Below are 23,708 nucleotides of genomic sequence, written 5' to 3' on the forward strand. Positions count from 1 at the left end.
GTAGCAGTACCCGCACATCACACCTGTGGCACTGACAGTTCTATGGAGACATGCATGACAAACAAAGATCTGATGGCTGGCAAAGTGGTGATCGTCACCGGCGCCGGCGGCGGCATCGGCCGCGACATCGCGTTGCTGATGGCACGGTATGGCGCGCGCGTCGTGGTGAACGATATCGGCGCCTCGCTTCAGGGTACCGGGCGCGATACGACGCCAGGCGAAAGCGTCGTTGAAGAGATTCGCGCCGACGGCGGTGAAGCAGTCGCCAACACGGATAGCGTGGCCGACCAGGGCGCGGGTGCACGGATCATATCGCAGGCGCTCGACGCATTCGGCCGAATCGACTGTGTCGTCAACAATGCCGGCATTCTTCGCGATCGATTTTTCCACAAGATGTCGGACGAGGAATGGGATGCCGTGTTGAAGGTGCATCTTTACGGCACGTTCAGTCTCAGCCGGGCCGCCGCTCCGTACTTCAAGGATCAGGCAGGCGGAGCATTCGTGCACATGACTTCCACCTCGGGGCTCATCGGCAACTACGCACAGGCCAACTACAACGCCGCGAAGATGGGCATTGCGGGGCTCTCGAAATCGATCGCGCTCGACCTCGAAAAATTCAATGTTCGCTCGAATTGCATTGCGCCATTCGCTTTCAGCCGCATGATCAGCTCAATACCGACCGACACGCCGGAGCAAGCGGCGCGGGTGGAAAAGATTAAGCAAATGACACCAGCGAAGATAGCTCCGCTTGCCGTCTACCTCGCAAGCGACACCGCTCGTGAAGTGAACGGACAGATTTTCACCGTGCGCAACAACGAAATCTTTTTGATGAGCCAGCCTCGCCCACTGCGTTCCGTGCATCGCAGCGAAGGATGGAGCCCGGAGACAATCGCCGAGCACGGCATGCCGGCGCTCAAATCCTCATTCGTTCCGATGGAGCGTTCAGGCGATGTATTCAGCTGGGACCCGGTATGACACTCGCTATGGCCATACCGCGCAGGCCAACGGCGATCGGCAACGGAGTTTGACATGGCCATCGACTATCACGGGCTGAAAGCCTGGCGATTCGACGATGTCCGACAGGAGTACAGCGAACGCGACGCGGTACTTTATGCCCTCAGTGTCGGCTTCGGAGTCGATCCGCTCGATCGCCGAGCGCTTAGCTATACGTACGGCCCATCACTGTCGGTCGCACCGACTCTGGCTGCGGTTCTCGGCTTTCCGGGACAGTGGATGAGAAATCCCGAGAGCGGCATTGACTGGGTCAAGGTCGTGCACGGCGAGCAGCGCGTGCGCCTCTACGCCCCATTACCGCCAGCCGGCACGATTATCGGCCGCACACGCGTCAAAGCGATCGTCGACAAGGGGCGCAGCAAGGGTGCACAGGTACTGATGGAGAGGGATGTCATCGATGCCACCAACGGCAGACTCCTCGCGAAGGTCGAGCAGTTGAATTTCTGTCGTGGCGATGGCGGCTTTGCGGAGAACGGTCCGCCAGGCGACCCCCCTCTGCCGCCCGTGCCGAACGTTCCCGAACGAGAGCCTGATATCGTTTGCGACTTACCGACTAGACCCGAGGCTGCACTGCTTTACCGGCTCAATGGAGATCCTAATCCGTTGCACGTCGATCCCGAAGTGGCGCGGGCCGCCGGCTTCGAGCGGCCAATCCTTCACGGCCTCGCGACGTACGGTATTGCGGGGCATGCAATTCTGCGCGACGTCTGCGGCTATGCCCCCGGACGTCTCAAGATGCTCTATGCACGGTTCTCCGCACCTGTGTTTCCCGGCGAAACCATACGCACCGAGATATGGACACTCGACGAACCCGAAGGCCGCGTCTATTTCCGCTCGCGCGCCGTCGAGCGAAACGTCGTCGTGCTGATGAATGGCGAGGCCGAGATCGACTGACACGTAGACCGCGTTAAATCTGTCACTGTTGCGACAGTAAATGTGTCGCAACGCTCGGCCGCTTGCGAATCGTCGGTCTCGGCCACACTCTGCTGGGCGCCGCGCTACGATGCTCCCCGCCACAGTGCAAAGCGCATGAGCCGTAGTCGGCCATCTACGGCGGACCGCATCGCGTCCAAACCGACACTCTGGCGTCCGCTCCAGTCGCGCCAAACTTTCATGCTCACGACGGCGCATCCGATTTTTCGGTTCGTCCCCGCAATCTACGACTGAATCAACGCTGCGGCGTTTTGGCGAGAGCCACGCACCTATTGCAGGATCAGCGCATGTTGCCTGGAAAGCTGTTCCCGAAAACGGACCGCGTAGTCGGCGCCCACCGCTGCTGCAACGCTGGGTCGGGACCTCAACGTTTGTCGCCACTTCTCAATCTTCGGAGCGTATTCAAAAAATACTGACGTACGATCCGCAGGGAGACAATCGAAAAAACGACTCAGTGGGGCCATGGCAGCATCAACCATGCTGAAAAACTTGCCATTGAAGTACGGTCCAGAGGAAACTTCGCCCTCTATCTGACGGATCTTTGCACGGAATGTGGTTTTTTTGCTTTCAAAAACTTCCATATCGTTCGCGTTGAGCATCAGCCAGACGTCCGCGTACATCGATGAGATGTACTCCGCCCATGCTCGATCGCGCGAGCGGTCAAAGGCACTTGATGGGTGCATCGGCGGACCTTCCTGCGACTCTTCAAGGAACTCGCATATCGCCGTGCTTTCGAAGAGAACAGCTTCACCACCGTCGGGGCGCGACGCGATCAAAAGAGGTACCTTGCCCGTTGGAGATTTCTTCAGAAACCATTCGGGTTTCTCTGACAGATCAACGTTGACCCGATCAAATGCTACGCCTTTCTCCCCAAGCACGATTGCGGCACGTTGGACGAAAGGGCACAGGTGATGGCTAACCAATGACAGCGGTTTCATTTCAGTATTGCTCCTCCAGGAGCTCGGTTTCCCCATCGTGAGGATGTAAAGGGAAGGCGTGCTGGCCGGAGTTTGAGCTCCGGCCTTCTCGCTCCTGGCGCCGGGAGGGCTCGTCACGACTCTCCTGGCGAACGTCATCGAACCTTCCCGGACACCTGGTCAGCTCATTCCGCAACCACCGCTTGCGTATCGAGCGAAAACCAACCCTTCGTCGCCTGAATCACTTCCCACAGATTGTCCGGAATCGTCAGCTCTGGCACTCGCGACGAATCCAGTGTGGTGGCAATCTCCGCCGCCCGGCCATCGCTCGCAAGCTCGACCCAATCCGGATTCATCACCAGCGCCTGTCCGATCGCGACCAGCGAAAGCCCCGATGCCAACGATTTGACGGCTTCATCAGGCGTGCGGATCAAGCCCGCTGCAACTAGAGGTATGCGGCCACCGACATGTTCAACAATCAACTCGGCGGTCGTATGCTCGCCCGTATAGTCCAGCGGCCTGGCATTCGGGATATCAAAGAGCGAGGCGTGGATGTAATCGACACCGCTCTCGATCAGCGCGTCAATCAGGACATAAGTGTCGTCCATCCGCAGTGCGCCTTCGCCGGGTTCTTCAGGTGACAGGCGATAACCGAGCAGGAAGGGCCGCCCGGCATGTTCCGCGATGACGCGCTGCACTTCACGCACGACCGCGAGTGGAAAGCGCATGCGGTTTTCCAGAGAGCCACCCCATTCGTCGTGACGCTGGTTGAAAGTTGGCGAAAAGAAGTTCTGGATGAGGAATCCATGCGCGCCATGCAATTCAATACCATCGAAACCTGCCTCGATGGCCCGGCGTGTTGTCTCGCCAAACGCACGAATGATTTCCGCAATTTCGTCGTGAGTGAGGGCCTGACTGGTCACTTCGCCGTCGTTGAACGGACCAGGAGGCGCCTTTAGCGCGCTGGCACTGACCACCCGAGCGTCCGGAACCAGATGCGGCACGGCCTTGTTGCCAGCGTGGAAGATCTGCAGGATCGCCGGCGCACCACCGCTTTTTGCCGCCTGCGCGAGACGGCGCAGGCTCGGAATAAACCGGTCCTCATGAGCAGCGAATTCGCCGGTAAACCCGATGCCGTTTGCCGTCACGTGGGTGCAGCCGGTCACAATCATGCCAACGCCTTCGGCTCGGGCGCGATAGTAGGCCACCTCCTGATCGGACACCGTGCCGTCGGCATTGGCGGACCAGGTCGTCATTGGCGCCATGACGGAGCGATTGCGAAGGGCAACGCCGTTCCCGAATGCAAACGGCTGGAAGAGTGGCGATGTTCGTTGCGTCATAAGAGTCGATTTGATTATGATCAGCGACAACCAGCCGTCGCTACCGCGTAAGGTTCGAATGAACCTATACCGGCGTCGGCGGACCGTGCGAGATCCAGTTGGATTGTTTGCAGAGAGGGGGCTTTCCCGGAGCTTGCGGATCGAGTACACCCGATAGTGCTTTCGGATGTACTCGGACCCGCAGCTTCAGGGCAAGCCAGGCGCCGGAGTCAGAACACGGTGGTGCGTCGTCCAGTGGTGGTACGGGTTCAGACCAGCTCGGCCAGCGCGGCCGCACTGAAACTGTTCAACTCGTCGTGTGCGCCGCCCAGCACTTTCGCTACCCACCGCGGATCGCCGAGCAGCGCACGACCCACCGCGATCAGGTCGAATTCCTCACGTTCCATACGCTGCACCAGGGCATCCAGGCTCGCCGGCGCCGCTGTTTCGCCGCTGAAGGAGGCCGTGAGATCGCTGCCCAACCCGACTGAGCCAACGCTGATCGTGGCCGCGCCGGTGAGCTTTTTGGCCCAGCCTGCAAAGTTGAGGCCTGCCTCGCCGTCGAATTCCGGAAACTCCGGCTCCCAGAAACGGCGTTGCGAGCAGTGCAGGATGTCTACGCCGGCCTCGACCAGCGGAGTAAGCCACGCACCCATGCGCTCGGGCGTGTCAGCCAGGCGCACCGAGTAGTCCTGCTGCTTCCATTGGCTAAGGCGCAGGATGATCGGAAAGTCTTCGCCCACGGCTGCACGCACGGCTTTCACCACCTCCGATGCGAAGCGCGAGCGCTCCTCGATGGTGCTGCCGCCATATCTGTCGGTGCGCTGATTGCTGCCGGCCCAGAAGAACTGATCAATGAGATAGCCATGCGCGCCATGAATCTCAGCGACATCGAAACCCAGACGTTTGGCATCCGCCGCCGCGCGCCCGTAAGCGGCGATGGTGTCGGCGATGTCCTCATCGCTCATCGCCTTGCCACGGCTGTCGCCCGGGCCGACCAGACCCGACGGGCTTTCCACGGGCACGCCCGGCTCCCATGCAGTCATCGGGCTTTTCAACGAGCCGACGTGCCAGATCTGCGGGCCCATCTTTCCGCCCGCGGCGTGGACCTCGTCGATCACATGCTTCCAGCCGTTCAGTGCCGCCGTCCCGTGGAAAAGAGGGATGTTCGGGTCGTTGCTCGACGCGGGGCGATCGATCACGGTGCCTTCGGAAAGGATCAGCCCCACGTTGTTTTCGGCGCGGCGCCGGTAATAGGCCGCGACGTTCTCGCCAGGGACACCTTCGGGAGCGAATGAGCGCGTCATGGGTGCCATGACGATGCGATTTTTCAACGTCAGGGACTTGAGCTTGAACGGCTGGAACAACGGCGCGACTGAGAGCTTGTTCATGAGGGAAACTCCTGAAAATAATATTGGGTATCTATGTGATGCCATCTATGCGGTCAACGGTCGCAGCGCGCCCGGGCCTGGCGCAAGCGCTCAGCCGAGCAGTGCACCGATAGCGTGGAAAACAGCAGCGCTATCCGGCGAGGAGAAGGTCTCGAGCAGACTCGTCGAGAGCGTGAGCGTCGAGGAGATAACCGCGCCGGCCGCGCGCATCTGTTCGATGGCCGCAGTTACGGTGCGCTCGCTCCATCCACCGCAAGCGTCGATCATTACGTGCACTTCGTAGCCGGCGTTTCGTGCACCTAAAACAGCATTGAGGACAGCGATTTCGGTCAGGACACCGCCGACCACGAGCACCGGTCTCTTCAGCGCGCTGATATGTTGAACGGACTCCGCGTGGCCAAATAGATGCGGCCCATTGCGGGTGACCATAGTCGCCGAAAGCCCGTCGACCTGAAGTTCGGGGATGAGCTTCGTCTCCGCGCCGGTCGGTATGGTCGAGACAAATGCCGGTGCTCCAACATCCCTGGCTAGCGTCGCCAATGCGCGCACCGATGCCTGAAGGCGCTCCAGCGGCAGGGTTTTCGCTGCAGGGATGACATCGATCTGGAAATCGAGAAATAGAAAGGCGATGTCTTGTGCTTTAAGCATGAAACTACTCCGTGAATCGCAACCGGGACGAAGCGGACTGGAACTCACCATGCCGGCGCGGGTTGAACAACCGCGCCGGACATAATGACGATTATTAGAGGAGCCTGCGCCACCCTGGAACACCTGTGCGATGGCGCGGTCCGCTTAACCGAGATGCTGCTTGAAGAAGCTAACGAGCTTCACGGAGGCGGGATCGACATACTCGGGCTTGTCGTACAGGTCGACATGTGACGCGCCCTCGATCCAGAACAGCTCCTTCGGCCCCTTTGCCTTCTCTATCGTTTCCACGCTGAAGCGCTGCGTATCAGCTTCGGTTCCCGCGATCATCAGAAGTGGTCGCGGAGCAATGAGATCGACCAGGGCATAGGAATCGTATTGCGCGATTTTGTCGACGCTGCGCGCGACCCACTGATTGGTCGAGCGGGGATGCTGGCCACGCGGTGTGCGATAGTAGTCGTAGGCCTCGCGGAACATACTCTTCTCGGGGAAGAACTTTGCCTGCTCGTCGGTCGCCGGCACGATCTGCGCCATGCGGACCGGCTCGCCTTTCGCTTCGTTAGTGCGGTCGACAGCCGCCTCGTCGAGCTGCTTCTGCAGCACGTCCGGGCTTTGCTTTCCGTCCATGCCTTCACGCCAGAGGATGCCAACGCACGCGCCGACCACGGTGGCAACGGCCTTGATCCGGTGGTCGGTCTGCGCCGCGAACGGCACATAGCCACCCGAAGCGCAGATGCCGAGCGCGCCGATGCGTTGCGGATTAACTTCCGGCCGGATCGAGAGGTAAGAAACCGCACTCTTGACATCTTCGGCGCGTTGGATCGGATCTTCGAGCCCGCGAGGAGAGCCTTCGCTCTCACCCTGATAGGCCGCATCGAAAGTCAGAACGACGAAGCCCTGCTTGACCAGGCGCTCCGCATAGTTGGACGGGCTCTGTTCCTTCACCGAGCCCATGGGGTGGCTGATGACGACGCCCGGCAGTGGACCGGACGTGTTTTCGGGAACATAGAGATGGCCGGCAATGCTCAGGCCGCTGCTGGGGAATTTGACGTCGTGTCGCATGACAGATTTCCTTCGTGGTTGATCGGATTAAGCGGGTATCGCGGGTGGCCTCTGGAAACGACTGACGACAGTCCCTCCAGAGGTTCCGCTACGCCTCCTCGGCCAGTGCACTTCTTGCTTCCCATCGGGCAACTGGCCGATTTGCACGATTTCGTGTTGCTAATTATTCTGAGAAGTCAGTCGAAACCGACACACTGCGCCACTCGTTGGCCAGTTCGCGGTCCCGACTCGCGCGCGTGATCACGCCTTCGTAAGCATCGGTCCCGATAGCCAGGCGCACCGGCGGCTCTTTCGACTGCACCAGCGCCACCACGACCTCGCCGAGCCTGGCGGGGTCTCCCGGCTGCTTGTAGTTCGCCCCGTCGAACGTGGCCTGAAGGATTTTGCGATAAGCCTCGTAGTCCGGAATCAGGACGTCCCCGTGCAAAACCGAGGTGGCATCAAGGAAATCCGTACGGAAGGCACCGGGCTCGATCAGCGTCGCCTTGATGTCGAACTGCTTGAGTTCCCCGCTCAACCCTTCCGACCAGCCCTCCAGGGCGAACTTGGACGCACAATAGATCGATGCCCCCGGCGTACTGAGAAGACCGCCGATAGACGACACTGTGAGCACATGGCCCGAGCGCTGCTCGCGCATGACCGGCAGGATCGCCCGGGTTACGGCGAACACGCCGAAGACGTTCGTGGCGAACTGCCTGTCGATTGCTGCGGCCGACAGCTGCTCGAATGCTCCCAGCTGACCGTAGCCGGCATTGTTGACGAGTACATCAATGCGCGTGAACTTCTGGACAGCCCTGTCAACCGCAGAGCGGATCGAAAGCTCATCGGTGACGTCGAGCGGTAGCACCAGCAGTCGGTCTCCGGCGAGGACGGATTCGAGCTGTTCTGGTTTGCGCGCGGTGGCAACGACCCGATCTCCCGCCGCCAGGGCAGCACGGGCGATTTCAAGGCCGAATCCACGGCTGGCTCCGGTAATAAACCAGGTCTTCATTGGTGAGCTTCCCAAGGTCAAAGGGTTGAGCGGGTAATGGACTCGTTCTGCTTCCACGCATCAAGATGTTCCTGATAGCGCTTGCGGACGGAGTCGAGACCGTGCCCTACATACAGGCGCACAGGTGCGTCCTTCGAGCCCGCGATGGACACGATGGCTTCACTGGCGCCGTCGAGGTTCCCCGGCGTGTAGTCGAATATCGCGCCACGCAGCTCAGCGGCAGGCGCATAAGCCTCGATCCTCTGTGCCGGGGCCTCGGCCTTGCTGCCAAGCTCCGTTTCGAAGTAGCCAGGCTCGACGATCGTGACCATGACACCAAGGTGCGCAAGGTCGAAGGCGAGAGACTCGCTATAGCCCTCGATCGCGAACTTCGAGGCCGCGTATGCGGGTATGAGGGGCATGGCGATCACCCCAGCGGCAGACGAGAAGTTGAGGATGTGGCCCGATCCCCGCGCGCGCATGCCGGGCAGGACCGCCCGGGTCACGGCCAGCGTTCCGAACACGTTCGTCTCGAACTGGTCCCTGACCTGGTCGATCGTGTGTTCCTCGAGGGTGCCTCCAAGCACCTTGGCCGCCGCGTTCACGAGTACATCGAGCGCACCGAAGCGCTGCTCGCTGCTGGCAAGTGCCTCAAGAATGCTCGCTTCATCGCGCACATCCAGTCGCGTCACATGGACATTGGACAGCTTCGCGAAGCTGACGGGCGCCTTGTTGATATCCCGCATCGTGGCAGTGACGTTCCAGCCCTTTTCAGCAAACTTGTGGACGAGGTTTTCGCCAAACCCCGAGGCCGCGCCGGTAATGAGAACAGTCCTGGTCATTAAACTCTCCTGTGACTCAGATATTGGTTGCAGACCGTCTGCCGCCTCGTGCGGTCGACGGAAAGCGCCTTCTGGGGATCTGGCTGACATGGCCCTCTCCCCGCGATGCCCGGCTCGCCACTTCCATCACAGGCAGCCTGCTCAAAAAGAACGGTGCGAGCACCGACACAGCTTCTTCAACAAACCTGCACACGTCGTACAGGTCCATATGATTGGCGCCCTCGACAACATGAAAAGATTTGTCTTTGCTTGCAGCACGATCGAACAGTTCTTCACTCATCCACCTGCTGCCCGCTTCACTGCCCGCAACGATCAACAGCGGTTGCGTCAGATAGATGTCGGCCAGGTGATAGGCGTCGTAGGTGACGATCTGGTTCAGGCTGCGTAGTGTGGCGAAACCCGGCGCCGTGGCGCACTCCGCGCGGACCGAGTGGTAGTACTCCCAAGCCTGACGCATCTCCTCGTTCGGGGCGTCCTGCTCCCGCAGGGGCGCAAGCGGCATCGTGGCCAAAGCCGCACCGCGGGCATCCATGGTTCGGGCGTTGGAGCCCGCTTCAATGTTTGGCAATGCGTCGATGGACTTTCCACTGTTGTCCCAGCCATTGCGGAACAGCGTACCGATGTTGACGGCACTCACGGTGCCGACGGCCTTGATCCGACGGTCCTGAATCGCGGCGCAGGCGGCATATCCGGCTCCCGCGCAGATGCCCATCGCCCCGAGGCGATTCATGTCGACGTACGGCAGCGTCGCCAGGTAATCGATCACCGCGCTGATGTCCTCGGTACGGATGTAGGGGTTTTCAAGCTGGCGTGGCTCGCCGGTACTCTCGCCCTGATAGGACGCGTCGTAGGCAATGGTCACGAAACCGTGCGTCGCAAGCTTCTTCGCATAGGTGCCCGCGGTTTGCTCCTTCACGCCGCCGCCCGGATGTGACACCACGATCGCCGGATACACACGGTTCTCGTCGAATCCTTCCGGAAAGTTGACCACCGCCGACATGGCGATCGCCTTGTTACACGAATTGGCGAACGTGACTTTGCCCACAATCAGGCTCCTCTTGATCTAGACCAGCGCTTCGGTTCAGGACCGACGCATCCAATGTAGACCAGAAGGATTGGTTTGATTAGACGCCCAATATCGATGGGGCCTATCATGCCTGTGATAAATCAATTCGATGCGGGAGAAAACCTTATGCGGCGGGACGAGATCGCGGATCTAACGGTGTTCGTAGTTGTGGCAGAAGAGCGCAGTTTCACGAAGGCGGCCGCCCGCCTCGGTATGGCACAGTCTGCGCTTAGCCAGATCGTGCGTCGCACTGAAGAACGCCTCGGCCTGCGCCTGCTCTCGCGCACGACCCGAAGCGTGGCGCCCACGGAAGCCGGTGAGCGGCTTCTCGCGACCCTCGGCCCCATGCTGCACGACCTGGACGCGGCAATCGCCTCATTGGGTGACCTGCGTGATCGTCCGTCTGGCACCATTCGGCTCACAACCGTGGAACACGCAGCCAAAACAATCCTCATTCCGGCAATGCGGCGGCTGCTTGTTGGAAACCCGGACATCAACGTCGAGGTCACAGTCGATTACGGGCTGGCAGACGTCGTGGCCGACCGCTTCGATGCTGGAGTACGCCTCGGCGGGGAGATCGCCAGGGACATGATCGCAATGCGGATTGGCCCCGACATTCCGATGGCGATCGTCGGTTCGCCGGAATACTTTCGCGACAGCCCAATGCCGACGTCACCGGCTCAACTGATCGACCACCGGGCCATCAATCTACGCCTGCCAACGTCGGGCACGGTAAACGCATGGCGACTGAAACGCGGAGGTCGCGAAGCACGTGTCCGGGTTGATGGTCAGCTTGTGCTGAATACCATCGATCTCATCCTTGATGCGGCGCTCGACGGCCACGGCCTTGCCTATCTGCCGCTCGACCAGGTCCAGCCCTGTCTCGACGCCGAGCGGCTCGTGAGGGTCCTGGGAAGGTTCACGCCCGACCTGCCGGGATACCATCTCTACTATCCCCACCGGCGCCATGCATCGCCTGCTTTCAGGCTTCTCGTGGACGCCTTGAGATATCGGGGATAAAGGGCAACAAGCCGTACGACGGTCGCTGCGTGGACCCGCTGGACATTGCGACAACAATAGACGAACTATCTGGACACAGTTCGACAGCAGACTGACGTTGACACGCGTGCGCTGCCGCCTGCTACCTAGCGCGACTGGCTGATGCCCACGCGCTGCGGTCCACTCGCTATGTGGTATTAGCGATATAGCTGCGTTTTTCGTCCAAGCGCGCAGCCTGGAAAACGCGTCACACCAGGCCTCACGTCATCCCATAAGCCGTTACCTATACTGAGGAGATGCCCAACTCTTCCATACCACCATCGTATCCCGGCACCGCTTCGCTCTCCGCGCTGCGCGCGTGGTACGAGGGCGCTCGCGCGCGCGACGCGATCCTGCGATATTGCCCGCAGGCGCTCGATGGCGGCCCTTCGACGCGCGGTGCGATCGGTCGCATTCGCCGGCAGGTGGTCGGATTCGCCCTCAGCCGCCATCGCGCCGATCTCGCGGAGCCGTTTCAATGCGTGGCCGGCGAGCGTACTCGTCACCGCAGTGATGCGATCCGGGCGCTCGACGTCCTGCCGTTACTTCCGGTCCCGCGACCACTTGTGAGCGATGCGGTCGAATCTTGGCTCCCGCCCCGGGTCATTCCGGTACTGCATCGGCACGGCATCCGGACGCTGGCCGACCTGACTGTCCGAGTTCCCCGCCGCCGGCGATGGTGGGTCGTGATCCCCGGTCTCGGTGAACGTAGTGCCCGGCGGATCGAAGCGTTCTTTGCCACATATCCTGCGCTCCCCGAGCGCGCCCGCGCCTTGATCGTCACGGAAGCGGCCGCCCCCGTTACGCCATGAGAAAACATCCTCGTCCCGAACGAGGTGGACGGTTCATGCGGAATCTTCCGCGCGCCGAAGCAGCTACGACAAGTACGCGCGCTTCCCCCGGCTCGCAGGGGAAGCGCGTTTCCGCTCGCGAAGCGAGCGGGCAGCTTAATCCTGCGCTGCCATCCGGATCTCATCGATTGCGGCCGGATTATCGAGCGACGACAGATCTCCAGGCGGCAGGCCGCAATACACACTGCGTATGACGCGTCGCATGATCTTCGAACTGCGCGTCTTCGGCAATTGCCCGACCACATGGATCGCCGACGGCCGGAATGGACGCCCGAGCCGCTGGTCCACGTGCCGCGCCACCGTTTCTTCGAGTTGCGGGAGAGAGCCGGCCGCCTGGGGCCCACAGACCAGGAACACGACGAGCTTCTGCCCCTTGACCGGGTCGTCGACACCGATTGCTGCTGCCTCAGCAACCTGCGGCAATTCGAGCAAGACCTCCTCGATTTCCGCCGGCCCCACCCGCTTCCCGGCCAGCTTGATGGTATCGTCGGAGCGTCCCAGCATGAACCAGTGACCGTCTTCGCGATGCATGGCGAGGTCGCCGTGCAGCCAGATGCCGGGTACGGTCCGCCAATAGGCGTCAAGATAGCGCTCGTCGTCCTTCCAGAACGACTGTGTCATGCCGACGAACGGCTTCCGAACAGCTAGTTCGCCGATCTGACCGATCAGCGGTTCTCCGACTGGACCCACGACATCAACCGCAACGGATGGGGACGCCGTATTGAAGCCACTCGGGACGATCGGCTTGACGATGACGCTCGATAACAGCGCGCCAGATACCTCGGTGCCGCCTGTATAGTTGATGACGGGACGCCGCCCCGAGCCGAACGCCTGCTGGAACCACACAAAGTGTTCCGGATCAATGCCCTCTCCAGCCGTAATCAAAAGACGCACGGTGGACAGATCGCCTTGCGTGGCGAGTTCGGCATTGGCAGAAAGGCCGCGGATCAGCGTCGGCGCCGAACCGAAGTGCGTGACGCGATGGCGCTCGATCAGCCGTGACATACGCGACCAATCGGGAAAATCCGGCGCGCCGTCGTAGCAGACCAGTGTAGCCCCGCGCAGCAGCGCGCTCGACATCACGAGGCTCCCGGCAATCCAGCCGATATCGGCTGGCCAGCAAAAAACATCGCCTTGTTTGACGTTGAAATGTATCGCTGAGTCGTGCGCAATCTTGAGCGGAAAGCCACCATGCGTATGAACCGCACCTTTAGGCTTGCCCGTCGTACCCGATGTATAGATGACCATGAAAGGGTCTTCGGGCGACATGCGCTCAGGTGCGACCGCTGGTTGTGCGTCCGCGACGGCATGCCAGTCGAGTACGCTGTCGTTGAAAATCAGCGATTCATTCGCGCCCTTCCAGACGACCATTTCCAACGCACTTAGCCGCGAGGTGGCCTCGTTGACGAGCGTGCATGTATCCACCCATTTGCCGCGGCGCGAAAACCCGGTTGTCGCAATGAGCACACGAGCGGAACATGATGACAGGCGTGACACGATCGCATCGACACCGAAGCCGCTGAACAGTGGCACCACGATCGCACCGAGCCAGGCGACCGAAAGCAACGTGATGGTTGCCTCGACGCCGTTCTCGATCAGCAGCCCGACACGGTCGCCTCGTCGCACGCCCTTTGCCTTCAGGCCCGCTGCGAATGACGCGACCCGCTTTGCGAGGTCGCGGTAGGTCAACTGCTCTATCGAACCGTCCTCGCGCTCGGCGACAACCGCAAGCTGCCCTGCGGTGTCTGGATCCCTTGCCCATTTGAGGACTGAGTTCACCCAATTCAATTGTCCGCCGCGAAACCATTTTGGAAACTCCGGCCCCGCGGATGCGTCCAAAAAGGTGTCGTAGCCAACGTCCCATACGATTCCACAAAACTCGACAACGGCTTTCCAGTACGCATCGGGCTGGTCGTTCGAAAACGCTAGCAGCTCGTCATAGTGATCAAGACCCAATCGTTCGAGCAAAATCTTCACGTTCGAGGAGCCGATATCATCGGCCGTTGGTTGCCATTCATGTCTCATGAGATCACTCATCGATGTTCCGCGCAGATTGATAGATGTTCTCGGTGCACGGACGAGAGAGAACGCTGGTTGGCTGTTGCAACACAAGCTTTGCCTCCGTCCCGCATTTAGTCAACTTCTAACTCATCGTGAATTCCAGGCATAGGCAAGTCAACGCATCGCCTGAGCAGGTTCCGTACAAAGAAACCATTGGAATCGGCCTATCTGGGACGCGGGGGCACAACACTCGGCGATATCGCATAAGGGATCACCCGAGGAACGAAAATGACGCTGTCAGAGTACGGAAATGTTTTGCCCTTCGCGTTGACCGGGAGTTGGTCATTTCGCAATCTTTCAATGCCGTCCACACAGCCGGTCGCGCTGAGCAGCAGATTTTCGCTCACGGTCAACGGATTGAGGCATACGTCGATAAATGAAGAAACGAGGAGGTTTGATGAGACGAGCAGCGATCGTGGCACCCGTGCGCACGCCAGTCGGAAGTTTTGGAGGCAGCCTGCGCGACGTTCCAGTCGAAGCGCTAACGGATTCCGTCATCAAGGCCGTACTTGCGCGCACCCGGATCGACCCGTCTCGCGTCGACGACCTGGTTTTTGCCCAGTCCTATGCCAACAGCGAGACGCCCTGCATTGGGCGCTGGGCAGCGCTGCATGCCGGGTTGCCGATCAATGTGCCGGGCTTCCAGATCGATAGACGCTGCGGCGGTGGACTGCAGGCCGTCGTGACCGCAGCGATGATGGTACAAAGTGGCGCGGCCGATGTAGTGCTCGCCGGCGGGGTCGAGAGTATGAGCAACATCGAGTATTACACGACGGATATGCGCTGGGGCAAACGTTCGGGATCGGTGCGGTTACATGACCGTCTCGAGCGCGGCCGCGAGCGATCTCAGCCTGAGGAACGTTTCGGCTATATCTCCGGGATGGTGGAGACGGCTGAAAATCTCGCTCGTGAATACGGCATCACGCGTGCGCAAGCCGATGCCTTCGCCGCGTCTAGTCACCAGCGCGCGGCTGCCGCATGGCAGGAAGGGAAATTCGATGAGGAAATTGTGCCCGTTGCCGTGCCGCAAAGGAAAGGCGAACCCATCGCATTCGCGAGAGACGAAGGCATCCGCGCTGATACTACCGCCGACACGCTGGCCAGGCTCAGGCCAATTCTTAAAGACGGCACGGTCACGGCCGGGAATGCCAGTCAGCAGAACGACGCCGCAGCAGCCTGTCTCGTCGTCGCCGAGGACAAGCTCGACGAACTCGAACTGTCACCTCTCGGCTATCTCGTCGGTTGGGCCGCCGCCGGCTGTGAGCCGGCAAAGATGGGAATCGGCCCCGTTCCCGCCGTCGAGCGTCTTCTCAAACGTACCGGCTTTTCATTCGACCGGATCGATCTGGTCGAACTGAATGAGGCATTTGCTGTGCAGGTCCTGGCCGTGCTAAAGGGCTGGAACTGGAACGAGCCGGAGCGTTTGAATGTCAACGGCTCCGGCATTTCCCTAGGCCATCCGATTGGCGCCACTGGCGTGCGAATGCTGGCCACGCTGCTCTACGAGTTGCGTCGGCGCGGCGGGCGCTACGGGCTCGAGACGATGTGTGTCGGTGGTGGTCAGGGGCTGGCGGCGATCTTCGAAGCCGCTTGACTGACGACACCCTCGACATTCAAACGAAAGACAGCCGTCGCTGCAGAGCACCCCGCAAATCCCGAGTCGCATATGAGCGTCGCCGAGATGACCGCAATGTGCGCTGCCTCGGCGGCCTCGGCCTTTGGAAACGAACGATCCGCATCAGCGATCCTCGACGATCGAGAACGAATTCCGATCGCATATCGGATCTACTTTGTCGCTGCTATTTTCAGTTGGCGGTTTCACAATGAAAGCTGGTTCGGAGTAGATATGAACGACTCGGCACATAGCACCACAAACGTCAGGAGCAATCGCGACCAGCCACAATCGAGGCACCGGCGGCCCGAGCGTCCTCTGATCAGCGAGGATGTTTGCTGGTATCTACTCGGGCTTCTGTCGGCGGCCTGTTCTGTCGCGTACCTCGACGTTCGAACACTCGAACTGATCAACGACTGCCTGCCTGTTTCCCTTCTTCGCGAGCGCGATCTCTAACGCCAATCACTTGTAGGAGTCAGTCGGCGGACGCCGGTAGGTTTCTCGTCGTACGCGCCGGGTCAAACGATGGCGCGTGCGTACGCTGAGGCGACGTCAGTCGTCGACCGCCACAGTTTGGTTCAATGCGGGTTTACTGTTGGGAGCCCACTGCGGACGATATTACGAAAGCTTGTGCGCCACTCGCAAGCGCGGGCGGCGCACACGGTTCCTTCAGGGCAACTGCAAGCCACGGCGGTCAGGCGCTTGCAAGCGAGCGGATAGCCGCGGAGAATTCCCCAACTTCAATGTTCTCGAGATTCTGCACGACGTCCCAGAACTTGCGCACCTCGACTTCGCTAGGACGGCGCTGCGCAAGAGCCGCGCAGTCGATGAACTTGCGCAGAAGGAGCTCGTCTGAAATCGGGAAGTCTGGATGCCCGATGCCGTGACGCACCTGGTGACGGAATTTCTGGCCGTTCTTCAGATGCACTTCGACGTCGCCACCCTCGACCGTGCCTTCAGACAGAGATTCGTCGGCCTGCCAGGTCACACGGTCGGCTAGCGCGAGGACGCGTGCGTCGCGCATGCCTTCATCGGAGAACGCGGCCAAAGGCACACTGCCGTGGGCCAATGCAACACCGGCGCAGAAGGGTAGCGCACATAGCGCGTCCATCCGTACGGTCGGGCGTCGCCGTGCCTCGCCCGGTTCGCAGAATCGGAGATTCGTATCGCCCACGTGAAGCACTACCTTTTCGATCGAATCGAGATCGATGTTCTGCCGCTCGCGCACTTCGATCAGTGCCTGCAGCGTCGCATGCGTCTCGCGCGCCGATGGCCACGCCTTGATCGAAATCCGCTCCGACGTGTAGCGTTGGCCCAGTTCGCCTACGAGGCGCTGGCGGTCATATTCGCCCCGGAAAAAGGCGCCGTAGAAGCCGTACTTGCCCTCGAAAGCGGCGGAGTCGCCGCGCAGGCCAGCCCTGGCCATATAGGAAGCGGTCACGCCGTTGCGCGCACCGAAGCCGTCACGAAACCCCCGCACGTCGGAGCCCGGGCCGTGATGGCACTGCAAGGTCGTGCCGGTCTGGTGCAGCGTCAGGCCGTAGGCCGACTGCAATTGCTCTGCATCAAGGCCCATCACCCGTGCGGATGCCGTCGTCGAACCCCAGATCGCCACCACTGCCGGCCAGATCCAGACATAGTCATAGAGCGATCCCTTGATGGCGAGCCCAACCCGGCACACAATTTCGTTGCCCAGCAAGACCGCTGAGAGCAGCTCGCGTCCCGTACACCCGGGTACTTCCTCTGCCGCGGCCAGCGCCCCGCCGAACGAATTGCTCGTCGGGTGCGCCACCGCTTCGTCATGCACATCGTCGAAGTCGTACTGGTGGGCCATCGCCGCATTTGCGAACGCGGCGTGAGGCGCCGGCAGGCGTACGTCGTGCCCGATTACAGTGCCGGATGGCGTGCCGCCCCAGCGTGAGAGCATCCGCACGATGCGCTGCGCGTTGGCGTCCGGGCCGCCGCCGGCGAGCATGACGCCCACCGTGTCGAAAATGGAGCGCTTCGTGCTGGCAATCGCCTTGGCCGGCAGATCCTCGAAGCGCGTCGTAGTAACGAACTCGGCGAAAAGGCGGCTCGCGTCGGGAGCTTCGTTGTTGCTCATGTGGAATCCTCGCTTGAAATTGAAGAGGTATGCAGGCCGTTACTTCACCCGCGCCGCTTCCAGCAGTGCATGCATCCGGCCGTTGTCCTGACCGATATTCGGGGCGGACGCGAGCGGCGGCGGGCGTTGGCCGTCGAACGACAACGGCACGCCCACGCACTCGATCTCGTCGGGCGACGGCTTGCCCAGGATCCCCAGCGCCTTCGTTTGCTCGTGCGCGAACAGTTCGGCCGTGGTCTGGATCGGTGCCGACGCGACGCCATAGGCTTCAAGTTGCTTCTTCCAGTATGCGCGCGTGTCGGTGGCAAGCCGATCGCCGATGAGTCCATCGATCTCTGCCCGGTTTTGCAGGCGCGCCGCATTCGTCGCGAATTTCGGATCCGTTGCCCATTCAGGGTGACCGAGTGCCTCGCTCAGCTTACCGAACAGGCGATCATTCGCGCAGCTAACGATGAGATAGCCATCCTGCGTGGTGAATGCGCGATGCGGCACGATGAATGCGATACCCGAGCCGTGGCGACTGCCTGGCTCGCCGTCGGTGGCGTAGTTCGCGATGCCGACCGACATCCAGGCAATGGCCGTTTCAAGCAGCGAGGAATTGACGGTAGCGCCCTTGCCGGTGACTTTGCGGCGGTAAAGCGCAGAGAGGATACCGATCACCGCCCACATACCCGTTCCGAAGTCCACGATGGAAACACCGGCACGTGACGGAGCTTGCCCGTTCTCGCCGGTGAGACTCATGATCCCGGAGAAAGCCTGCATTAGCGGATCATAGCCGGGTTCTTTGTTCATCGGGCCGACATGCCCGAACGCACCGACCTCACAGCAGATGAGTTCCGGCTTGCGAGCCCGCAGACTTTCGGGGTCCAGGCCGTATTGACCCGCTGAGCCCGGCCGCAGATTGTGCGTAAATACATCCGCATGCTGGAATATCAGGTCCTTGAGCATTGCCAGTTGCGCGGGATCCTTGATGTCGATGCAGATCGAGCTTTTGCCGCGATTGAGTGCATGGAATGCAGCGCCGCTGCCGTTCCATTTGCTCGGCCCCCAACCGCGGGATGCATCGCCACCGGGCCGCTCCACCTTCCACACCTGCGCGCCGAGGCCGGCGAGCGTCTGGCCACCAAACGGCAGCGATGCGTTGTCGCTCAACTCGACGACGACAACGCCGGACAGGGGCAACTCATCATGCATGATTCAACTCCTGGTTCGAATTTTGGATTTCTGCGCGAGCGCCGCCGTCTCGGAGGGCAGCGTCGACCTCTTGCTGCGTGAGCCCGTATTCCAGCAGTACCTCAACAGTGTGTTCGCCGAGGCGCGGCGCGGGATACCGCACCTCAGGCTTGCTCTCGCTCCATTGCTGCGCGATCCCCAGCGTACGGATCGGCCCTTCGGTGGGGTGCTCCTGCATCTGGAAGAACCCCACTGCCTTCATGTGCTCATCGTCCAGAAGCGTTTCCGGCGTGTTCATCTTCACAATGGGAATGTCGGCTTCTACGAGCAGCTTTACCCACTCGTCGGTCGACCTGGTCTCGAAGGTCTGCGCAAGGAACTCGAACAGCTCGACGACGTGCTGCATCCGCGCGGCCAGCGATGCATAACGGGGATCGGCTGCCATTTCAGGCCGGCCGGCCATCTCGAAGAAGCGTTGCCAATGGCGGTCGGTGTACACGCTCACGCCGACATGGCCATCGAGCGTGCGGTACGGCTTGCGCTCAGGGCTCATCATGCGTTCGTAGCCCCAGTCGCCAATGGGCGGTACGAATGTGTGGCCGTACAGATGATCGCCCAGCACGAAATGCGCGAACGTTTCGAACATGGGTACCTCAACGGCCTGCCCGCTGCCTGTCCGCTCCCGGTAGTAGAGCGCCATGGCAATCGCCTGGGTCATCGCCATGCCCACAACGCGATCGGCGAAGGCAGCTGCCACATACTGCGGCGGACCCGATTTGCGTGCCTGCAGCAGGGGCATGCCGACCGCTGCCTGCATCAGGTCGTCATACGCGGGACGATCCGCATATGGCCCGCGCTGGCCAAAGCCGAACGCACCACAGTAGATCAGGCGCGGGTTCGCATCACGCACTTGCTCATAGGCGAGGTCGAGCTTGGCCATCGTCTTCGGCCGCAGGCTGTACATGAGGACATCCGACGTCGACACCATGCGCTTCAAGGCAGCAAGACCGCTGTTTTTCTTCAGGTCCAGCACGACGCTGCGCTTGTTGCGGTTCGCGTGCAGGAACGTGACGCTCATGCCTTTGTTGCGCCCAGGTCCGACCGAGCGCGTGGAATCACCTTCCGGAGATTCGATCTTGCACACGTCCGCCCCCATGTCGGCCAGCAACAGCGACGCATAGGGACCCATGATGTTGGACGTCAGGTCAAGAACGCGTACGCCCGAGAGTGGTCCGGACATTCTCATTACTCCAGTTTCAACTTGACGGATGGCACCAGCGGCATCGGTCAGCTCACGGCACCAGTGAGAAAACAGGAAGCGTCTGCTCGCCGCGCCTGATGAAGTGCGCCTGCACGCTCTTGCCTACTGCGATTGACTCCGAAGCTCCGTCGATCTGGGTGAACATAAAATAGCCTTCCACCATCTGCACGAAGCCGACGGTGTACGGCACGATCGAGGCCCAGACCGGCGTTGGACCGCGCATGACGGTGCTGAACGAGTAAACCGTTCCGCGGCCGCTCGAATCCTTCCATTCGAGCGAGCCTGATCCGCAATGCGGGCAATACGAATGCGCTGGCCAAACAGGCTGATCGCAGCTCGCGCAGCGCTGGTACTTGAGTTGCTCTTCCTGCAGCGCTTCCCAATAGGGCTGTGCATCGAGCAGGCGGTAGGGCTGGGGCCAGCCGTTGGTGGAATGCATTTCAGTGCTCACGCTGTGCTCCTTGTTCGCGGGCCGATCACGTGTTGGAAGAAAGAATGGTCACGCTCCCGGCGGCCAGCATGCCGCCCGAGCCCTGAACCAGCACGGTGCGCGGGCGCTTGCCAGGTACAAGGCCCAGCGCTTGCCCGCGCAGTTGACGGATGGCCTCGACGTAGCTGTCCATATTGCAGGAGATGCCTGGCTGACCGAAAGACAGCCAGCCTCCATTCGTGTCGGTCGGCAAGTCGCCGTCGACGCCCGTGCGTCCTTCCCGGTAGAGGCTGATGCCCTGCCCCTTCTTCGCGAAACCGAGGTCTTCCATGATGATTGGCCCCATGTGCGCAAAGTTGACCGATATCTGCGCCATCTCGATATCAGTGGGAGCAAGCTTCGACATTGCGTATGCCTGGCGTGCAGCTTCGGCCGTGGCTGTGTAGGTGAGATTCGGAAATGGGCCGAGCGCTTCATATCGACAGCGCGGCATGTTCACGCGATCGCCAAGATACTCATGTGTGGTCGCTGACCCGTAGCCCATCACGTACACCGCATCGCGGGCCTTCTTCGCGTTTTCCACGGAGGTGACCACCAGCGCGCCCCCCGTGCCGCCGCCCCAGGTCGAACACATCCAGCGTCGCAAAGGTGTGGAAACATACGGTGAACCCAGGACTTTGGCGCGATCGATCTCGCCAAACCGGGCCTTGACCGCATGCGGGTGATGCACCGCCCACCTCTGGTTTGCAATCGCGACGTCGGCAAGATCCTCCTCCGTCACGCCGAACTCATGGAAGTAGCGGCAAGCGGCCTGCGCATAGAGCGACGGGATCGTCGGACCGTAGGGAATCTCGAACTGCGGATCGGCATCCGCCTCAGCGCCCATTGCTACGGCATCGACGAAAAGCTCGGTGGCGTCGCTTTGCAGGCACAGCACGTACTGGGCACGACCTGCCGCGATCATCTGCGACGCCATTGCAACCGTTGCATTCAGTCCTGCACCATGCATCGTTATCTCGCTGGTGATCGTCACTGGCATGTGCATGTGCGAACAGAAGATGTTGCTCCACTGGGAGCGCTTGTCGGCCCAAGGCGAACGGCCGGTGAACACCGCATCAACCTGGCCTTTCCCGATGCCCGCATCTGCGAGCGCCTTGTGCGTGGCTTCGACGGCAAGTTGCAGGGGATCCTTGCGCTCGCGCACGGATGCGTAAGCATCTCCCATCCCGACGATCGCGGCTTGTGGCTTGGGTGTCATGCGTCGGCCCCTCAGTCCTTAACTTCAGGCAGCGAAAGGCTGACCAGCGCATCGAGGTCCTCGCGGCGCCGAAGCATCAGCAGACTCCACTCACCTTTCTGGACGACGACTCCCTCCTGATTGACCGCCTTCATCAGAAACTTGATCACGCCGTACTTGTCATCCTTCTCCTTCTTGCCGATGACTTCACATACTGCGTAGATGGTGTCCCCGATGAAGACCGGCGCGAGGAAACGCATGTTGTCGATGCCGTAATTCGCCTGGATCCCCAGGCCAAACTGAATGAGGCCGGTGACAATGGAGTACGTGAGCGATCCCTGCACCAGTCGCTTGCCGAACCGAGTCTTCGATGCGTATTGGACGTTGGAATGGATCTCGATCCAGTTGCCGGTAAACGCGCAGAAGTTGACCACATCCGTTTCCGTCACGGTTCGGCCTCCCGAACGAAAGACTTGCCCAACCTCGAGCTCGTCGTAAGTCTGGTCGATGCGGTTGTTGGTCTTGCTCATGTCTTAGGTTCCTTTCGTAGTATTGAAGATGGAGCTCGGGGGAAGCATCATGGATCGGCGATGATGGCGATAGGAGCATGGGACAAGTTCAGCCGCATGTCGTCTCCCTGGGTTTTTACGTCGATCAGGTTTGATCTGTCGTTGATGAACAGGGTAGAAAATTCAAGCTCCAGATCCAAGTTGCGAATTTGGAAGATGCGATTCTCGGCCTGCGAATCCTATATGGGCGGATGCGTGCAATGCGTCTACCGGGTTGTCATGGACGACCAGCGCGGCTGCGCCACAGCAACGTACCGCACGTCGGTTCAGGATGAAACCAACCGTCGCGGCCTCGCGTGCTGCCGCATCATGTCCGCACCGTCCTCGCCGGTCATCATGCGGGCGCGCTCGTGTTCACTGCCGTAATCCGAGGCATGATGGTGGCGCCGATCACCCGAGCCGCTCGACGCCGCGCACGCGTAACCGCGCGTTGACGCGGGCCATCTCGTCCGTTCCGTCTTGCAAGTACCGACCTGATGCCAAAGGGGACATCCCTGCCGACCGGTAATCCGGCGTCAAAACCTGTAGCGCGTGCCAACAGCAGAACCGATCAGCTTCCTGCAACATTGGCTGTTGGGGAGCCGTTCTCCAGCGCGTGGCCGATCAGCGCCAACACGCGAGGCGGGGTAAGCGGGGTCTCGAGCACTTCCGCCCGGAAGGGGCGAAGCGCATCTTCCACAGCCGAAAGCAACGCTGCGCCAAGGCCGATGTGGCAACCTTCGCCCACACCCTTCGTGCCCAGCGGCGTAAGTGGCGATGGGGTTTCGATATGCAGAACATCGATCTCGGGCACCGTCGCGATGTGAGGGATCTTGTAGTCGCCAAGGGTGCGAGTCAGAAGTCTCGAAGCTTCGTCGTGGACAATCTGTTCCAGCAGCGTGCCGCCCAGCGCCTGAACCGCGCTGCCTCGTAGCTGGTTGTCCACGATGCCGGGATTGATGAGACGCCCGGCGTCATGCGCAAGCCAGATCTTCCTCACCTCCACCTGGCCCGTCCCTGCGTCCACTTCGACGAGACAGCCAATGGCCCCGCAAGCGTGCGTCGGATAGAGCCGTAGCCGCCCAAACTCGTCAGGGACCCAGTTGACATTCGGACTCGCATAGGTGGCGCTCGCCTCCAATAACGGATCAGATACGCCCGGCAACATGGCGTAAGGGCCGGGCTCGAAGTACGTTCGCCTCGCCACTTCCGCAATCCGCATCGCCTTGTCGGA

General features: G+C 60.9%; 22 protein-coding genes. 6 read left to right on the top strand and 16 right to left on the bottom strand.

The genetic code is table 11. The annotated features are described in order from the left end of the window. Positions 1–54 precede the first annotated feature (54 nt). Positions 55–975 (top strand): SDR family NAD(P)-dependent oxidoreductase, encoded by a 921-nt coding sequence (locus B0G77_RS28830; RefSeq protein ID WP_133665326.1) that lies wholly within the window; start codon positions 55–57, stop codon positions 973–975. Positions 976–1,029: 54 nt separating this feature from the next. Beyond that, positions 1,030–1,908 (top strand): MaoC/PaaZ C-terminal domain-containing protein, encoded by an 879-nt coding sequence (locus B0G77_RS28835; RefSeq protein ID WP_133665327.1) that lies wholly within the window; start codon positions 1,030–1,032, stop codon positions 1,906–1,908. A gap of 308 nt (positions 1,909–2,216) precedes the next feature. Here the strand turns inward: B0G77_RS28835 and B0G77_RS28840 are convergent, their stop codons facing one another. The 8 genes from B0G77_RS28840 to B0G77_RS28875 form a co-directional block, all read right to left on the bottom strand. Further along, positions 2,217–2,885: a glutathione S-transferase family protein gene (locus B0G77_RS28840; RefSeq protein ID WP_133665328.1), complete on the bottom strand. Its 669-nt coding sequence runs from the start codon at positions 2,883–2,885 to the stop codon at positions 2,217–2,219. Between the two features lie 164 nt (positions 2,886–3,049). Further along, positions 3,050–4,354: an NADH-dependent flavin oxidoreductase gene (locus tag B0G77_RS28845; RefSeq protein WP_243751253.1), complete on the bottom strand. Its 1,305-nt coding sequence runs from the start codon at positions 4,352–4,354 to the stop codon at positions 3,050–3,052. A 98-nt stretch (positions 4,355–4,452) separates the two neighbouring features. Continuing rightward, positions 4,453–5,550 carry an NADH:flavin oxidoreductase gene (locus B0G77_RS28850; protein ID WP_347814194.1) on the bottom strand — a complete coding sequence of 366 codons (1,098 nt, stop codon included), beginning with the start codon at positions 5,548–5,550 and terminating at the stop codon, positions 4,453–4,455. Positions 5,551–5,664: 114 nt separating this feature from the next. After that, a complete protein-coding gene (locus B0G77_RS28855) occupies positions 5,665–6,222 on the bottom strand; it encodes an isochorismatase family protein (protein WP_166656298.1) in 558 nt (185 codons plus the stop codon). Between the two features lie 144 nt (positions 6,223–6,366). Further along, positions 6,367–7,281 carry an alpha/beta hydrolase gene (locus B0G77_RS28860; protein ID WP_133665331.1) on the bottom strand — a complete coding sequence of 305 codons (915 nt, stop codon included), beginning with the start codon at positions 7,279–7,281 and terminating at the stop codon, positions 6,367–6,369. 163 nt (positions 7,282–7,444) lie between these two features. After that, complete coding sequence (locus B0G77_RS28865; RefSeq protein ID WP_133665332.1) at positions 7,445–8,272, bottom strand: oxidoreductase; 828 nt, start codon at positions 8,270–8,272, stop codon at positions 7,445–7,447. A gap of 17 nt (positions 8,273–8,289) precedes the next feature. Continuing rightward, positions 8,290–9,093 carry an SDR family oxidoreductase gene (locus B0G77_RS28870; protein ID WP_166656299.1) on the bottom strand — a complete coding sequence of 268 codons (804 nt, stop codon included), beginning with the start codon at positions 9,091–9,093 and terminating at the stop codon, positions 8,290–8,292. A gap of 16 nt (positions 9,094–9,109) precedes the next feature. Next, positions 9,110–10,093 carry an alpha/beta hydrolase gene (locus B0G77_RS28875; RefSeq protein WP_243751254.1) on the bottom strand — a complete coding sequence of 328 codons (984 nt, stop codon included), beginning with the start codon at positions 10,091–10,093 and terminating at the stop codon, positions 9,110–9,112. A 141-nt stretch (positions 10,094–10,234) separates the two neighbouring features. Between B0G77_RS28875 and B0G77_RS28880 the strand changes: the two genes are divergently transcribed. Both B0G77_RS28880 and B0G77_RS28885 read left to right on the top strand, forming a co-directional pair. Further along, the gene (locus B0G77_RS28880; RefSeq protein ID WP_347814195.1) at positions 10,235–11,179 is read left to right on the top strand and encodes a LysR family transcriptional regulator; all 945 of its coding nucleotides are present in this window, start codon (positions 10,235–10,237) and stop codon (positions 11,177–11,179) included. A 275-nt stretch (positions 11,180–11,454) separates the two neighbouring features. Further along, a complete protein-coding gene (locus B0G77_RS28885) occupies positions 11,455–12,009 on the top strand; it encodes a phage integrase family protein (RefSeq protein ID WP_243751255.1) in 555 nt (184 codons plus the stop codon). Positions 12,010–12,144: 135 nt separating this feature from the next. On the opposite strand, the gene B0G77_RS28890 is transcribed toward B0G77_RS28885, so the two are convergent. Continuing rightward, entirely contained in the window at positions 12,145–14,073 is a 1,929-nt protein-coding gene (locus B0G77_RS28890) for an AMP-binding protein (protein ID WP_133665335.1), read from the bottom strand. A 433-nt stretch (positions 14,074–14,506) separates the two neighbouring features. On the opposite strand from B0G77_RS28890, the gene B0G77_RS28895 reads away from it, so the two are divergent. Then, complete coding sequence (locus B0G77_RS28895; RefSeq protein WP_133665336.1) at positions 14,507–15,703, top strand: acetyl-CoA C-acetyltransferase; 1,197 nt, start codon at positions 14,507–14,509, stop codon at positions 15,701–15,703. 72 nt (positions 15,704–15,775) lie between these two features. Further along, complete coding sequence (locus B0G77_RS28900; protein ID WP_133665337.1) at positions 15,776–16,177, top strand: hypothetical protein; 402 nt, start codon at positions 15,776–15,778, stop codon at positions 16,175–16,177. Positions 16,178–16,415: 238 nt separating this feature from the next. Here B0G77_RS28900 and B0G77_RS28905 read toward each other — a convergent pair whose 3' ends face one another. The 7 genes from B0G77_RS28905 to B0G77_RS28935 all read right to left on the bottom strand — a co-directional run bounded on the left by B0G77_RS28905 (position 16,416) and on the right by B0G77_RS28935 (position 23,696). Next, positions 16,416–17,825 carry an MmgE/PrpD family protein gene (locus B0G77_RS28905; protein WP_133665338.1) on the bottom strand — a complete coding sequence of 470 codons (1,410 nt, stop codon included), beginning with the start codon at positions 17,823–17,825 and terminating at the stop codon, positions 16,416–16,418. A 39-nt stretch (positions 17,826–17,864) separates the two neighbouring features. Beyond that, positions 17,865–19,019: a CoA transferase gene (locus tag B0G77_RS28910; protein ID WP_133665339.1), complete on the bottom strand. Its 1,155-nt coding sequence runs from the start codon at positions 19,017–19,019 to the stop codon at positions 17,865–17,867. Beyond that, on the bottom strand, positions 19,012–20,238 hold the full coding sequence (locus B0G77_RS28915; protein ID WP_133665340.1) for a CoA transferase: 1,227 nt from the start codon (positions 20,236–20,238) through the stop codon (positions 19,012–19,014). The genes B0G77_RS28910 and B0G77_RS28915 overlap by 8 nt, the downstream gene beginning before the upstream one ends. A gap of 52 nt (positions 20,239–20,290) precedes the next feature. Then, the gene (locus B0G77_RS28920; protein WP_243751256.1) at positions 20,291–20,710 is read right to left on the bottom strand and encodes an OB-fold domain-containing protein; all 420 of its coding nucleotides are present in this window, start codon (positions 20,708–20,710) and stop codon (positions 20,291–20,293) included. Between the two features lie 25 nt (positions 20,711–20,735). Further along, the gene (locus B0G77_RS28925) at positions 20,736–21,947 is read right to left on the bottom strand and encodes a thiolase family protein (RefSeq protein ID WP_165572561.1); all 1,212 of its coding nucleotides are present in this window, start codon (positions 21,945–21,947) and stop codon (positions 20,736–20,738) included. Between the two features lie 11 nt (positions 21,948–21,958). Then, positions 21,959–22,456 (bottom strand): MaoC/PaaZ C-terminal domain-containing protein, encoded by a 498-nt coding sequence (locus tag B0G77_RS28930; protein ID WP_131315396.1) that lies wholly within the window; start codon positions 22,454–22,456, stop codon positions 21,959–21,961. A gap of 589 nt (positions 22,457–23,045) precedes the next feature. Then, entirely contained in the window at positions 23,046–23,696 is a 651-nt protein-coding gene (locus tag B0G77_RS28935) for a molybdopterin cofactor-binding domain-containing protein (protein ID WP_243751257.1), read from the bottom strand. Positions 23,697–23,708 lie beyond the last annotated feature (12 nt).

It is taken from the genome of Paraburkholderia sp. BL10I2N1, from assembly GCF_004361815.1.
Classification (GTDB): domain Bacteria; phylum Pseudomonadota; class Gammaproteobacteria; order Burkholderiales; family Burkholderiaceae; genus Paraburkholderia.